Source organism: Leifsonia sp. TF02-11 (genome assembly GCF_017565305.1).
GTDB lineage: Bacteria > Actinomycetota > Actinomycetes > Actinomycetales > Microbacteriaceae > Leifsonia.
This window is the reverse complement of sequence record NZ_JAGEKP010000014.1, coordinates 89,493-103,785: the sequence shown is the minus strand read 5'-3', so window position 1 is coordinate 103,785 and position 14,293 is coordinate 89,493. Positions and strand designations below refer to the sequence as shown.

13 protein-coding genes are annotated in these 14,293 nt (G+C 67.5%); 3 read left to right on the top strand and 10 right to left on the bottom strand.

Features of this window, described 5'->3' with window-relative positions; all coding sequences use genetic code 11:
• Positions 1 to 2: 2 nt before the first annotated feature.
• The 6 genes from smc to JNB50_RS17475 all read right to left on the bottom strand — a co-directional run bounded on the left by smc (position 3) and on the right by JNB50_RS17475 (position 8,809).
• A complete protein-coding gene (smc, locus tag JNB50_RS17500) occupies positions 3 to 3,575 on the bottom strand; it encodes a chromosome segregation protein SMC (protein WP_208041447.1) in 3,573 nt (1,190 codons plus the stop codon).
• A 122-nt stretch (positions 3,576 to 3,697) separates the two neighbouring features.
• Positions 3,698 to 4,405: an ABC transporter ATP-binding protein gene (locus JNB50_RS17495; RefSeq protein WP_374222271.1), complete on the bottom strand. Its 708-nt coding sequence runs from the start codon at positions 4,403 to 4,405 to the stop codon at positions 3,698 to 3,700.
• Positions 4,398 to 5,312 (bottom strand): ABC transporter ATP-binding protein, encoded by a 915-nt coding sequence (locus tag JNB50_RS17490; protein ID WP_374222269.1) that lies wholly within the window; start codon positions 5,310 to 5,312, stop codon positions 4,398 to 4,400. Before JNB50_RS17490 ends, JNB50_RS17495 begins: the two co-directional genes overlap by 8 nt.
• Positions 5,309 to 6,469, bottom strand: coding sequence for a branched-chain amino acid ABC transporter permease (locus tag JNB50_RS17485; protein WP_208041445.1), 1,161 nt, complete (start codon positions 6,467 to 6,469; stop codon positions 5,309 to 5,311). The genes JNB50_RS17490 and JNB50_RS17485 overlap by 4 nt, the downstream gene beginning before the upstream one ends.
• Positions 6,466 to 7,476 (bottom strand): branched-chain amino acid ABC transporter permease, encoded by a 1,011-nt coding sequence (locus JNB50_RS17480; RefSeq protein ID WP_208041444.1) that lies wholly within the window; start codon positions 7,474 to 7,476, stop codon positions 6,466 to 6,468. The genes JNB50_RS17485 and JNB50_RS17480 overlap by 4 nt, the downstream gene beginning before the upstream one ends.
• A 112-nt stretch (positions 7,477 to 7,588) precedes the next feature.
• The gene (locus JNB50_RS17475; protein WP_208041443.1) at positions 7,589 to 8,809 is read right to left on the bottom strand and encodes a branched-chain amino acid ABC transporter substrate-binding protein; all 1,221 of its coding nucleotides are present in this window, start codon (positions 8,807 to 8,809) and stop codon (positions 7,589 to 7,591) included.
• A gap of 261 nt (positions 8,810 to 9,070) precedes the next feature.
• Here JNB50_RS17475 and JNB50_RS17470 point away from each other — a divergent pair, with 261 nt between their 5' ends.
• Positions 9,071 to 10,087 carry a GNAT family N-acetyltransferase gene (locus JNB50_RS17470; RefSeq protein ID WP_307794776.1) on the top strand — a complete coding sequence of 339 codons (1,017 nt, stop codon included), beginning with the start codon at positions 9,071 to 9,073 and terminating at the stop codon, positions 10,085 to 10,087.
• On the opposite strand, the gene JNB50_RS17465 is transcribed toward JNB50_RS17470, so the two are convergent.
• Both JNB50_RS17465 and JNB50_RS17460 read right to left on the bottom strand, forming a co-directional pair.
• Positions 10,088 to 10,369, bottom strand: coding sequence for a type II toxin-antitoxin system RelE/ParE family toxin (locus JNB50_RS17465; protein ID WP_208041441.1), 282 nt, complete (start codon positions 10,367 to 10,369; stop codon positions 10,088 to 10,090).
• Positions 10,366 to 10,560: a type II toxin-antitoxin system ParD family antitoxin gene (locus tag JNB50_RS17460; protein ID WP_307794774.1), complete on the bottom strand. Its 195-nt coding sequence runs from the start codon at positions 10,558 to 10,560 to the stop codon at positions 10,366 to 10,368. Before JNB50_RS17460 ends, JNB50_RS17465 begins: the two co-directional genes overlap by 4 nt.
• Before the next feature lie 129 nt (positions 10,561 to 10,689).
• Here JNB50_RS17460 and JNB50_RS17455 point away from each other — a divergent pair, with 129 nt between their 5' ends.
• Positions 10,690 to 11,862, top strand: coding sequence for a hypothetical protein (locus JNB50_RS17455; protein WP_208041440.1), 1,173 nt, complete (start codon positions 10,690 to 10,692; stop codon positions 11,860 to 11,862).
• Positions 11,859 to 12,500: a PIN domain-containing protein gene (locus tag JNB50_RS17450; RefSeq protein ID WP_208041439.1), complete on the top strand. Its 642-nt coding sequence runs from the start codon at positions 11,859 to 11,861 to the stop codon at positions 12,498 to 12,500. The genes JNB50_RS17455 and JNB50_RS17450 overlap by 4 nt, the downstream gene beginning before the upstream one ends.
• Positions 12,501 to 12,666: 166 nt before the next feature.
• Here the strand turns inward: JNB50_RS17450 and mutM are convergent, their stop codons facing one another.
• A complete protein-coding gene (mutM, locus tag JNB50_RS17445) occupies positions 12,667 to 13,587 on the bottom strand; it encodes a bifunctional DNA-formamidopyrimidine glycosylase/DNA-(apurinic or apyrimidinic site) lyase (protein ID WP_208041438.1) in 921 nt (306 codons plus the stop codon).
• Entirely contained in the window at positions 13,565 to 14,278 is a 714-nt protein-coding gene (gene rnc / locus JNB50_RS17440) for a ribonuclease III (protein WP_208041437.1), read from the bottom strand. The genes mutM and rnc overlap by 23 nt, the downstream gene beginning before the upstream one ends.
• Positions 14,279 to 14,293 lie beyond the last annotated feature (15 nt).

Here is a 14,293-nt window from a genome sequence, read left to right as displayed (position 1 = left end):
GACTACGCCGACACCTGCTCCTGCGCGACGCGCTGGCCGACGACCGCCGAGACGCCGTCCTGGCGCATCGAGACGCCGTAGAGGGCGTCGGCGATCTCCATCGTGCGCTTCTGATGCGTGATCACGATGAGCTGGCTGTTCTCGCGGAGGTCCTCGAAGATCGTCAGCAGGCGGCCCAGGTTGGCGTCGTCGAGCGCGGCCTCCACCTCGTCCATGATGTAGAACGGGCTGGGGCGCGCCTTGAAGATCGCGATCAGCAGGGCCACGGCGGCGAGCGACCGCTCGCCTCCGGACAGCAGCGAGAGCCGTTCGATCTTCTTTCCGGCCGGCTTGACCGAGACCTCGATGCCGGTGGTGAGGAGGTCGTCCGGGTTCGTCAGCGCGATGTGCCCTGAGCCGCCGGGGAACAGGATCGGGAACACGCGCTCGAAGGCCGCCTCGGTGTCGGCGAAGGCCGACTCGAAGATGGTCTGCATCTTCTCGTCGATCTCCTCGATGATCGTCACCAGGTCTTTGCGCGTGTTGGTGAGGTCGGTCAGCTGCTCGGTGAGGAACTTGTGCCGCTGCTCGAGCGCGGCGAACTCCTCGAGCGCCAGCGGGTTGACCCTGCCGAGCTGGGCGAGCTTGCGCTCGGCCGCGGCGAGGCGCTTCTGCTGCTGTTCGCGGACGAACAGGACGCCCTGCGGCTCGCCGCCGGCACCGTCGGTGTCGCCGCCATCGGAATCGCCGAGGTCGTCGCCCGCTGGCCGCTCGACGGGGATCAGGACCTCGGGACCGTACTCGGCGACGAGCACGTCCTCCACCAGTCCGAGCTCGCTGCCCGCCCGCTCGAGGAGGCTCGACAGGTGCAGCTTCTTCTCGTAGATCTGCAGCTCCAGGCCGTGCACGGCCTCCGTGATCGTGTGCAGGCGCTCCCGGATCGCGGACTCCTCGCGGCGCACGGACGCGAGCTCCTCGTTCTGGCTCGCCCGCTGCGCCTCCGCGGTCGCCAGCTCCAGGCGCGCCTGGGCAACGGACCGGTCGGCGGACGCGAGCACGGCGGGCAGCGCGTCGACGACGCCCTGCGCCGCGTCGAGCTGCCTGCGCCGGATGACCGCCCGGCGGGCGGCCTCCTCCGCGGCGGCGCGCTCCGCCTCCAGCTGGCGGGAAAGTGCCGCGCCGCGCGCCTGCTCGGCGCGCACGCGCTCCTTGGCCGTCTCCACGCCCAAGCGGGACTCCACCTCGGACTCGCGCGCGGCGTCCAGTTCCAGCGACAGCGCGTCGCGGGCGGAGACGTCCAAGATGGGTCGCGGCCGCGAGCGGGCGACCTCCAGTTCCGACTTCGCGGACTCCGCCGCCTTCTCGGCGTCGGCGACCCGCTCCGCCGCCTGCTCGAGCGCACGGCTCAGCCGGTCGAACTCCGCTTCTGCGGCCTCCGACTGCACGCGCAGGCGGTTGAGCTGCTCGGTCTGCGCCGCGAGCTTCGCGTCGAACTCGCGCAGGGCGGACAGCGCCGCCTGCGACTGCTCCTTGGCCACCTGCACGACCCCGCGCTGCTCGGCCAGCGCGAAGCGCGCCCTGTCGATCAAGGAGGTGACCTCGTCCAGCCGCTCCTGGGCGGCGTCGCGCTCGGCGAAGAGCTCGATGCGACTCTGCTTGGCGCCGGAGCCGCCGCGCAGCACGAAGTCGGTGAGCACGTCTCCCGCTCGCGTGATGAGCGTGACCGGGCCGCCGAGCCCACGGGCGCGGAACGCCTCTGCCGCAGAGCGGGCGGCCTCCAGGTCGTCGGCGATCGCGGTGAACGCGAGCAGGCCGAGCACACCGGAGGGCGCCTCGACCACCGAGCGTGCGGGCACGACGCCCGCGATGCCGGTGAGGTCGACCTCGGGTGCCGGGGCGTCGGCGACGACGACCTCCACCCGGCCCAGGTCGTCGGAGGCGGCGTGGGCGACCGCGTCGAACGCGTGGCTCCTGCTGTCGGCGAGCACGGCGTCGGCCAGCGTGCCGAGCGCTGCCGCGATCGCCGCCTCGTATCCGGGGTGCACCCGCAGATGCTCGGCGACCAGCCCGCGGACGCCGGCCAACCGGGCACCCACCAGGGCGGCGGAGCCGTCCTTCTGGTCGAGCGCGAGCGACAGGGCGGAGGTGCGGGCGGCGAGGGCGTCGCGCTCGCGCTCGAGCGCGTGGAGGTCTTCGCGCAGCTTCTCGATGAGTCCTTCGGCTTCGAACACGTCGGCCTGGGCGAGCTCGTACGCCTCGTCGAGGCTGTTCTCACCCGGGTCGCCGATCTCGGCGCTCGCCTCACGCGCGGCGAACTCGGAGCGCGCCTTCTCGCGACGCTCGGTCGCGGCGTCCAGGGCGTTCTGCTGCCGCAGCACCTCGCCGCGCACCGCCGCCAGGCGCTGTGCAGCCGCCTCGGCCTGACCGTTCAGCTTGCTGATCTCCAGATCGTGCTTGGAGACCAGCGCGCTCTGCGCGGCGATCTCCTCGTCAACGGAGTCGAGGCGGGCACGAGCGCTGCGTGTGGCCGCCTGGGCGGCCTGCCACGCGGCCTCGGCCTCGGCGACGGCGCCGCGAAGGCGCTCGACCTCGTCTGCGGCGTCCTGCACCATCTGCGGACTGACCCGCGGGCCGTCGTCGGTCGTCTCGGCCTGGCTGCCGAGCAACGCGAGCCGCTGCGTCGCCAGGGTGTACAGGCTTCGGAGTCGGTCCTGCGCCTGCTCGAGCGCGAAGGCCGTTCTGCGCGCGACGTCGACGGCGTCGCCGACCTGAGCCTGCTCCAGGCGGGTGCGGCGCAGCTGCTTCTGCTCGAGCTGCTCCTGCAGTACGATCTGCTCGCTGTGCCGCTCGGTCTCGGAGCGGGTGTGGTCGTCGAGCGAGCGTCGCAGGGTCACGACCTCGTCGGCGAGGAGCCGCGCCCGCGCGTCGCGGACGATCGCGGCGATGGACTGCGCCTCCCGCGCGATCTCGGCCTGGTGCCCGAGCGGCTTCAGCTGCCGCCGGACCTCGCCCGCGAGGTCGCTCAGGCGGGTCAGGTTGGTCTGCATCGCCTCCAGCTTGCGGAGGGTCTTCTCTTTGCGGCGGCGGTGCTTGAGGATGCCTGCGGCCTCCTCGATGAAGCCGCGGCGCTCCTCCGGAGTGGCGCGCAGCACCGCGTCCAGCTGACCTTGACCGACGATGACGTGCATCTCGCGGCCGAGGCCGGAGTCGCTGAGCAGCTCCTGGACGTCGAGCAGCCGGCACGACTGGCCGTTGATCGCGTATTCGCTGCCGCCGTTGCGGAACAGCGTCCGCGAGATCGTCACCTCGGTGTACTCGATCGGCAGCGCGCCGTCGGTGTTGTCGATGGTGAGCTGCACCTCGGCACGGCCGAGCGGGCCGCGGGTGGAGGTGCCGGCGAAGATCACGTCCTCCATCTTGCCGCCGCGAAGCGTCTTGGCGCCCTGCTCGCCCATCACCCAGGCGAGCGCGTCGACCACGTTCGACTTGCCGGACCCGTTGGGGCCGACGACGCAGGTCACGCCCGGCTCGAAGGCGAAGGTCGTCGGCGTGGCGAACGACTTGAAGCCCTTGAGCGTCAGACTCTTCAAATACACGCAGGTGAATCTACCCGACCTCTCACCTCCCACTACGCAGCCGAGGGGCACGTCGTTGTCACTTTTCGGCGCGAAAAGCGACAACGACGTGCCCCTCGCCGGGGTGGCGAGTGGAGAGCGGGTCAGCCCACGCCGAGGTAGGCCTCCTTGATGGCGGGGTCGGCGAGGAGCTCGCGACCGGTTCCCGAGCGCGTGATGCTCCCGGTCTCCAGCACGAACGCACGGTGGGCGCGGGCGAGCGCCTGGTTGGCGTTCTGCTCCACCAGCAGCACCGTCGTGCCCTGCTTGTTGATCTCCGTGACGATCGAGAAGATCTGCCGGATGAACTGGGGCGCGAGCCCCATGGACGGTTCGTCGAGGAGCAGCAGCCGCGGGTTCGACATCAGCGCGCGGCCGATGGCGAGCATCTGCTGCTCGCCGCCGGACATCGTGCCGCCGACCTGTGTCTTGCGCTCGGCGAGCCGCGGGAACAGGGCGAACACGCGCTCGAAGTCGGGACCCATGTTGGAGCGGTCCTTGCGGCCGAACGCCCCCATGTCGAGGTTCTCCATCACCGTCATGCCCGGAAAGATCCCTCGGCCCTCCGGCGCCTGCGAGATGCCGCGGATCACACGGATGTGCGCCTTCATCTTGGTGATGTCCTGGCCGTCGAACAGGATGGAGCCCTTCGACGGGTTCAGGATGCCCGAGATGGTCTTCATCGTGGTCGACTTGCCCGCGCCGTTCGCGCCGATGAGGCTGACGATCTCGCCCTCCTCCACCGAGAAGGACATGTCGTGGATCGCCTCGATGCGCCCGTAGGAGACGCTGATGTTCTTCAGTTCAAGCAACGTCATCTTCGGGCTCCCCGAGGTAGGCGGCGATCACGCGCGGGTCGTTCCGGATCTCGCGCGGCACGTCATCGGCCAGCTTGCGGCCGAACTCCAGCACCACGATGCGGTCCGTCACGCCCATGACCAGCTTCATGTCGTGTTCGATGAGGAGGACGGTGTACCCGTCGGCGCGGATTGTCCTGATGAGGTCCATCAGGTCCTCCTTCTCCGCCGGGTTGAAGCCGGCGGCCGGCTCGTCCAGGCAGAGCACCTTGGGGTCGGTCGCGAGAGCGCGCGCGATCTCCAGCCGGCGCTGGGAGCCGTACGGCAGCGACCGGGAGAGGTCTGCGGCGTGATCGGCGATCCCGACGAACTCGAGCAGCGCCATCCCGCGCTCGATCGCGGACTTCTCCTCGCGGGTATGCCGCGGCAGCCGGAGGAGCGCGCCGGGGACCGAGGTCCTGTGCCGCGCGTCGAGCCCGACCACGACGTTCTCCAGCGCCGTCATCTCACCGAAGAGGCGGATGTTCTGGAACGTGCGCGCCAGGCCGAGCCGGGTGATCTTGTGCTGCTTCTGACCCTTGATCGACTGGCCCTCCAGCAACACGTCGCCGCTGGTCGGCTTGTAGACACCGGTCATCGCGTTGAAGCACGTCGTCTTGCCTGCGCCGTTCGGCCCGATCAAGCCGAGGATCTCGCCGCGGCGGATGTCGAACGAGACATCGTCGAGGGCGAGGAGGCCGCCGAACTTCACGGTGAGGTTGCGCACCTCCACGATGTTCTCGCCGACCTCGACCGCGATCTCCCGGTCGGGAGCCGCAGCCTCGGCGACCTCCAGGTCGACGCCCGCGGCTTCGAGCTCTTCCTCGTTGGCGCCGAGGACCGGCTCCTCTTCCGGAGTCTCCGGGGTGGGCTGGTCGCTCACTGCGCGCCTCCCTTCGTCGCCTGGGCCACTCTCTGATAGGCCTGTCTGCCGTACGCCAGCAGCTTCTGCCGCGCCGGGAACAGACCCTGCGAGCGGAAGATCATGATGATGACGAGCGCGACGCCGAAGATCAGGTACTTGTAGTCGGCGATCGCCGTGAAGCGCAGCGGGATGTACGCCACGATGGCGCCGCCGATCATCGCCCCGACCTTGTTGCCCGCACCGCCGAGGACGACCGCCGCCAGGAACAGGATCGACGTCTGCACGTCGAACTTCTGGTTGTTCACGAAGCCGACCTGACCGGCGAAGAGCGCGCCGGAGAGGCCGCCGACGCCGGCGCCGATCGCGAACGCCCACACCTTGTATTTGAAGGTGGGCACGCCCATGATCTCGGCGGCGTCCTCGTCCTCGCGGATGGCGATCCAGGCGCGGCCCACGCGGCTGCGCTCCAGATTGCCGACCAGAAGCAGGATGACGATGATGATCGTCACCGTGAGCCAGTACCAGGGCACGCCGTTGGAGTTCGAGAAGATCGGGACCCCCTTGGCGGTCTCCCCCGGCGGGTGGCCGACGTTCTGGAAGCCGACCTGGCCCTTCATCGCCGGGATGATCGTGGCGAGGATGCGCACGATCTCACCGAAGCCGAGCGTGACGATCGCCAGGTAGTCGCCGCGCAACCGCAGCGTCGGCACGCCCAGGATGACGCCGAAGGTCATCGTGATCGCCATGGCGACCGGGATGGTCCACAGGTACGGGATCTTCAGGAACGGTGAGTCCGGGCTGGTCAGCATCGCCGCGGTGTACGAGCCCACCGCAAAGAAGGCGACGTACCCGAGGTCGAGGAGGCCGGCGTAGCCGACCACCACGTTGAGGCCGACCGCGATGAGCCCGTAGGTCGCCATCGCGAAGCACGCCAGCGGCCAGTCGTTGCCCGGCTCTGTGGTCAGCGGGAAGAAGTTCAGGTATGGCAGCGCGTACGCCAGGGCGACGACGATGAGCAGCCACGCCCATTGCACCGCACGCGGAAGGGCGTTCCAGCGGTCGCGGAGCGGCTGGAGGAAGCCGCCGCGCTTGCGGGCGCGCGCGGCCTCCATCGCATCGTCGGCCTGCTCTCCCCGGCCGTCGGGGAGGACCTTGGGGCCTTCTGTCATGCTCATGCGCGGCTCCTTCCGAGGGAGGTGCCGAGGATGCCGGTCGGCTTGATCAGCAACACGAGGACGAGGACGACGAAGGCGACGACGTCCGTCCACTGCGAGTCGCCCAGCAGGATCTGGCCGTAGTTGCCGATCACGCCGAGCAGGAGACCACCGAGCAGGGCACCGCGCACGTTGCCGATCCCGCCGAGGACCGCCGCCGCGAACGCCTTGACGCCGAGGATGAACCCACCGTTGTAGATCACGCCCGATGGCACCAGCATCACGTAGAACAGGGCCGCCGCCCCGGCGAGGATACCGCCGGTGATGAAGGTGATCTGGATGATGCGCTCCTTGTTCACGCCCATCAATGTCGCCGTGTCGGCGTCCTGGGCGACCGCGCGGATACCGCGGCCGGTGCGCGTGCGGCGGATGAACCAGTCGGTCGCGATCATCAGGATCACGGAGGCGACCACGATGATGATCTGCTGGCTGTTCACGATGGTGCCGAACACGTCGAAGATCGGCGTCGGGATGAACATCGTCACCGCCGGCTCCGCGTTCGCACCCCGGATCAGGAAGATCAGGTACTGGATCGTGAACGAGGCGCCGATCGCGGTGATGAGGAACACCAGGCGTGGCGCGTTCCGTTTTCGGAGAGGGCGGTAGGCCACGCGTTCGAGCACCCACGCGGTGAACGCCGAGGCTGCCATACCGACGATGAGCGCCAACAACAGGTCGCCGATGATCGCCGCCGGACTGAGGTTCGGCGCGCTCGGGCCGAAGCCGAGCGAGGTGAGCGTGATGACCACGCCATACGCACCGACGATGAACACTTCGGAGTGCGCGAAGTTGATCAGGTTGAGCACGCCGTAGACGAGCGTGTAGCCGACGGCGATCAGGCCGTAGATGGCGCCGAAGGTGAGGCCGTCGAAGGTCGCGCTCCAGAAGTTCTGGACGAGCGCGTTGACATCGAAGTTGATCCAGGAGTTGTCGAGGACGGGATGGACGAGTACGAGGGTTTCGAGCATTCGAACTTCCAGGGTTCAGTGCCGGATCGTCGTTGGTCCGGCTCAGTTCTAATGAGAGTCGAAACAAAGGTGCCGCGGGCCACGGTGGCCCGCGGCACCTTCGCGTGTCGCGCTATCCGATGGTTCCGATCGGGACGATCTTGCCGTTCTCGACCTTGTACCCGTAGACGGTCGGCGCCTGGAGCTCACCGGTGGAGTCCCACTTGTAGTGCTTGCTCAGACCGTCGGCGTCGTAGTTCTTGACCCAGTCGACCAGGTCGGCGCGGGTCGTCTTGCCCTTGTCGATGCCGGCGAGCAGAACCGTGGTGGCGTCGTAACCCTCGATCGAGTAGGTGCCGGGCTCGGCGCTCGCGAGCGACTTGTAGGCCGACTCGAACGTCGGGATCAGCTCACCAGGGATGCAGGGGCAGGTGAAGTACGCGTTGCTGGACGCGTCACCGGCCAGCTTGATGAACTGGTCGTCCTTCACCCCGTCGGGGCCGACGAACGTGCCGGTGTAGCCCTTGTTGACCAACTGCTGGTCGAACGGAGCGCCCTCGGCGTAGTAGCCCGAGTAGTAGACCGCGTCCGGCTTCGCGTTCATGATCTTCGAGATCACCGCGGAGAAGTCTTTCTGGCCGGTGGTCACCTTGTCGGTGCCCACGAGCGCGCTGCCGAGCGCCTTGGAGGTGGTGGTGCCGAGGCCGATTCCGTAGTCGGAGTCGTCCTGAACCAGGTAGACCTTCTTGGCCTGCAGCTTGTCGGTCAGGAACTTCGCCGCGGCCGGGCCCTGCACCGCGTCGTTGCCCAGACCGCGGAAGAAGGTCTTCCAGCCGTTCTGGGTCAGGCCGGGGTTCGTGGCCGACGGGGTGATGTGCACCAGGCCCTGCTGCTCGAAGATGTTGCCGGTCGCCTTCGACTCGCCGGAGAACGGGAGGCCGACGACGCCGATGATGTCGGCCTCGTTGACCGCCTGGGTGACCGGACCGGTCGCCTTGTTCGGGTCGCCCTCGGTGTCGAACTTCTTGAATCCGACCTGGCAGCCCTTGTTGGCATCGTTGTGCTGGTTGATGGCCAGCTGGATGCCGTTGTAGATGTTGATTCCGAGCTGGGCGTTGGGGCCGGTCTCCGCTCCCACGTACGCGATGGTCAGACCCGCCGGGCAGGTGGCCTTGCCGTCACCAGCGGGGAGCACGGCGTCTTTGGGCGTGTCCACGGAGGTGATCGCCGGGATGTTCACCTTCGAGTTGGAGCTGGTGGAACCTCCTGTGGAAGGCTGGTTGGCACATCCCACGAGGAACAGCGCGACTGACGCTGCAACAGCCGCACCGATCGTGACTTTCTTTCCTAGCATCTTCTGCCTCTCGACGTGAATCCGTGTCGAACGCGGCGTGATTGCCCCGTCGCACCACGAATATGTGTGCTGACACTACATCCGCCGCAAGCATTTGCACCCGCCATTTCCGCTCAGATTTACACGATCGAAACCAAACCGAGGGATGCTCTTCACAGGACTCTGAAACGGGGTTATGGTGAGTGGTTCGACGTCGGGAGGTGGGCGGTGCGCATCGAGCGGCTGACTCCCCCTTCTGCACTCGGGACACCGGAATCCGCCGTGTTCGAAGAGCTCGTCGGGGTGCTCAACGGGATCAGCGTCGCTCTCTGGCAGGCCGATGATTTCGTCGAGACGGCCGAGGAGGCGCTGGCGTCGTTCCGCGCGCAGGAGTACCAGGAGAAGATCCTGCTGGTCGCGGTCGAGGACGGGGTGGTGGTCGGACGCGTGCAGGCGGACTTCCCTCTCGACGAGAACGCCGAGACCGTCTCGCTGCTGGTCGACGTGGCCCCGGCGGTCCGGGGCCGCGGGATCGGAAGCGCCCTGCTGGCGGCGGGTGAGGAACTGGCGGCCGAAGGCGGTCGGCGTGTCGTGAGCGCGTACACCGAGCATCCGGCCCGCACCCTCGGCGACAGCGTCTCGGTCGTTCGGGCGCGTGCGGGCTCGGCCGGCCTCCCCGCGGAGTCGCCCGACGTCCGCTTCGCGCTGCGGCACGGCTACCGCCTCGGCCAGGTCGAGCGGTCGAGCGAGCTGCTGCTGCCGCTCCCCCGAGCCCGCGAAGCCGGCCTGGCGAGCACGGCGGCATCGGCGACCGGCTATCGCGCCGTCTCCTGGCTGGGCCACGCGCCCGACGACCTGCTCGACCGGTTCGCGGCACTCAAGGCGCGCATGTCGATCGACGTTCCGCAGAGCGGCATCGCCCTCGACCGCGAGGCCTGGACGGGCGACCGCGTCCGCGCCCAGGAACGCGAGCTGGAGGACCGCGGCGAGCCGCTGCTGGTGACGGCGGCGCAGCACATCGCGTCCGGCGAGCTCGCCGCGTACACCGAGATCGCGGTGCCGGCCGACGGCGACAAGGCCGAGCAGTACGACACCCTCGTCGCCGTGCCGCACCGCGGACACCGGCTCGGCACACTCGTCAAGCTCCAGAACATCCACGAGCTGGCGGTGCACGCGCCCTACATCACGCGGCTGCTGACATGGAACGCCGACGAGAACGTGCCGATGCTCGCGATCAACCGGGCATTCGGGTTCCAGCTGCACGCGCTGACCGGGCACTGGCAGAAGGTGGTGGGGTGATTACAGGTGCCGCGTCGGGTCTATCCGCTGATGAAGGCTGCGGATGACGTCGACGCCATCGACGGTGGCCCGGTAGAAGGTGAGACGGCTTCCGATGGCGTAGCGGCGGTAGCTCAAGCGGAGCTCGTCGCAGTCTCGGCCAGAACCCGCGATGCGCTCGATCGCGGTACGGAGCTCCCTCACGTACGGCTCGAGTAGCCCGACTTCGAAGGTCTCCTGCATGTAATCCCGGATCGGACCGATGTCGCATAGCGCCGCCGGCGTTAGCCAGCAGCGGCTCACGCCTCCTTGGCCGCGATGAACCCGTCGAAATCGAAGGACTCTGGCTCGGCGCTCTCTTCACCCACAACCAGTGCGGCCCGTAAGGCGGCCATCAGCGCCACCTCGTTCGCGCGAAGGCCCGCGAGGTGCCCGTTCAGACTCTTCGACGTGTTCAGCGCAATAGCGGCGACGTTACCAACATTGGTCTTCACCTCACCCGCTGACACCGCGCACGGACAGGCACACTCAGTAAGAAAGCACGACGCGCCGGGGCTGTACCTCTGGTTGCTTGGAGCAACCGAGAGCATTAGCCCAAATGAAGGATTGGAGAAGCCTTGACGATGGATGTGATGCTCAACGGTACGTCGGTTTCCATCCCGGTTCAGGTATTCACCACGTTGCTCGACAACTCGGTCGCGGGCACGTACAAGGACTACGAACACGCACTGGCTAGAGGCAGCATCAGCTTCGCGGACCTCAGCAATCTCGCTCACAGAGGCGAGATACCGATTCCCCTGTTCTTCGCGCCGCTGGCCCTCGTTCAGGCACAGGTCGAGGCCAAGACCCAGAAGCTCCTCGCGGGCATCAGCAAGGAGACCTTCGCAGTGGGCTCACGTTCGCGGGTGGAACTGCGCGACGTCGAGCTGATCGTGAAGGACCTCATCCGCAAACAGCAACTGCTTCGAAAGCACGACACAACGCTCAGCAGGAATAGGGTCGTCGGCATCCTGCACAAGTCCAGCGGCTCGATCGATACCGACGCGACAACCTTGATGTCGTCGATCGGGCTCACACATGACATGCTGCGCGGCTGCCGACGCAAGACGGATGCGCTAGCGCTCATGATCGAGCGGCTCGAGTCAAACCAGGTGCTCGTTTCTCAGAGCGTTCAGAATTACATGCCGCAGCGTCTTACTCATGTGAAATTTAGCGGGATGACGATCAGAGACACGAAGGTACCGTTCATCTTCCTCGCCGGCGGCGATCACGGGGACCAGCAGGAGCCGATCGGGCGAACGATCTTCACACTCGCGCTGATGACGGTCCTCGTGGCCCGCAAGATTTTCGCTCCGATGACGTGGGACGGCGGAAGCGTCGAGACCGATCCCGGTGTCGAATACGACATCGCAGGTGCGATGCTCATGCCATCTGACAGACTCGCGGAGATCCGCCCGGTCTCACTCGAGGACATGAAGCGTGCTTCCGACGAATTCAAAGTCACTGCTAGCGCCGTGACCGTCCGCGCGATGCGACTCGGAGTCATCAGCCAAGAGACCGGCATTTCGCACCTCAACGAGCTCCGGACTGAGTTCTTCAGCCAGCCCCAGAACAACGCCCGCAGCCCCATTCGGCCCGAGAACGCAGTGCGCAAATACAGCGGACGCGAACTCACGAAGAGGATGCTCGGTGCCCTGGACCAATCGAGCATCTCGCCGGGCGAGTTCTGCCGCTCGGTCTGCCTCAACCGCCTGCGCCCGAACCAGATCGGTGATCTTAGGAAGGCCATCGCATGAGCTGGTTCGGGCAGCGCTACGTGCTCGACACGAACGCTCTCAGCCAGCTGCGACGCCACCGCCGGGCGAGCGAGTTCTTCCGCGAGCACGCTGTGATCCCTGCCGAGGTCCTGCACGAAGCTCAAGGGTTCCCAGACTTCGATGTGTTGCGCGCGAACATCTACCCGACGACTTCCAAAGTTCTCGATTGGCTCGTGACGATCATGGCGACCGTGCCAGCTGAGGACACGAAGCTTCTCGACCTTTACGCCAATCACGGCGGCGCAGACCCGCTTGTCGTCGCATGCGCCCTGGACGGCAAGACGCAGGACGACCAGTTCCTGGGCGCACCCGAATGGATCATCGTGACTAGCGACGCGGCCGTTCGTACCAAAGCCGAGGAGTTCAGTCTGCGAGTGCTCAACAGTGCTGAGTTCGCCGCCGTCATCGATGCCGCGGATGGCCTGAAACCATCTCAAGGCCCGCTTCTTCCCCGGACTGGGATCAGCTACAAGGAATCGTCATCCAGGACCTGCGCACAATGCGGCCGCGACTGCATGCCGGAACCGTTCCAACACGAACAGGGCTTCAGAATCGCGCTCACGTGCCCTGAACACGGCGTGCACTCCGTTCTCGATCCGTTCGCCGATAGCCAGTAAGCGTTCCGTAGGCGTCGTTTGCGATCGGCAACGGTTGAATTCGGGCCAGTGCGCGTTTCGAGACACAGCGCGAGGCGTGGAGAATCGTCCGCGTCAGCCACGACGAGCAACGCTTCCACCGTTGCTGCAACCAATTCAGTTCGTCCTCGACCCGACCTGCACTCATCTAGATGTAAGTTCGCACCCGCTGACACCGCGGGCAGAAGTGCGACGAGCGGTTCATGAAGCGCTCGCGGACGATCGGCGTTCCGCAGCGGGGGCAGGGCTTGCCCTCTTGCCCGTAAGCGTTGAGGCTGTGCGCGAAGTACCCGGAGTTGCCGTTCACGTTGACGTACTGGGCGTCGAAGCTGGTGCCGCCCTCGGCCAGCGCCTTGTCGAGCACGTGCCGCACCTCCGTCAGCAGGGCGCGCACCTTCGCACGGCTCAGCGTGGAGGCGGGCTGGTCGTAGTGGATGCGCGCAGCCCAGAGCGCCTCGTCGGCATAGATGTTCCCGATGCCGCTGACGACGGTCTGGTCGAGCAGCACCCGCTTGATCCCGCTGCTGCGGCGCGCGAGGGCCGCCACGAAGGCCGCGTCGTCGAACGCCGGGTCGAGCGGGTCACGGGCGATGTGCGCCACCTGGGTCGGGAGCAGCGGCTCGTCGGTGCCGAGGCCGGCCGGAGCGCCGTCCGCCGTGGGGACCAGGCTGTCGACGGCCATCGAGCCGAAGATCCGCTGGTCCACGAAGTGCACCCAGAGCTCGCGGTGGCCGCCGGGGAGCGTCGCGGGCGTCTCGATGTGCAGGCGGATGCGCAGCAGGCCGGACTCCTGCCATCCCGGTTCGCGGAGCAGGATCTGCCCGCTCATGCCCAGGTGCGCCACGATCGCGCGGCGCGGCGTGCCCTGCAGCGGGATCCAGAGGAACTTGCCGCGCCGGGCCGGGGTCTGCATGATCCGGCCGGTAAGCAGGGCTTCGAACGTGCCGGCGAGCGGATCGTGCCGCTTCAGCGAACGCTGCTCGAAGACCTCGACACCGAGGATGGTCGCGCCCGTGACCGCCGGCGCGAGACCGGCGCGGACGACCTCAACCTCGGGGAGCTCTGGCACGGCGGCGGGTCAACTCGGTCCAGGCGTTGAGCGCGGCGGCCATCTCGGCCTGCTTCTTGCTCGTCCCCTCGCCGGTCGCGGTCACGAGGTCGCCGACCGAGACGGTGGCGTGGAAGGTCTTGGAGTGGTCCGGCCCGCTGTTCGTCACCGTGTAGACCGGGAGGCCCGCGCCGCGGTGGGCCGCGGCCTCCTGGAGGCTCGTCTTGGGGTCCATGGCGGCGCCGAAGCGATCGGGGTCGGCCAGCAACGGGTCGACGAGGCGCAGCACGAGAGCCGTCGCCTCCTCGCCCCCGGCGTCCAGATAGGCGGCGCCGATCAGCGCTTCGACCGTGTCGGCGAGGATCGACGCCTTGTCGCGGCCACCGCTCTGGTTCTCGCCGCGCCCCAGGCGCAGGTACTCGCCGAGTCCGATGCCGCGGGCGACCTCGGCCAGCGCGACCGAGCTGACCAGGCTGGCCCGGCGCTTCGCGAGCTCACCCTCGTCGAGGTCGGGGTTCTCGCGGAACAGCTTGACGGTCACGGCCTGCCCGAGGATCGAGTCGCCCAGGAACTCCAGGCGCTCGTTGTTGGGGATGCCGCCGTGCTCGTACGCGAACGAACGATGCGTCAGCGCAAGCTCGAGAAGCTCGGGATCGATGTCGACCCCGAGCTTCTCGATGAGCGCAGTGCGATCAGAATTCTCGCCGGTCATGCGGTGCTCAGCTGA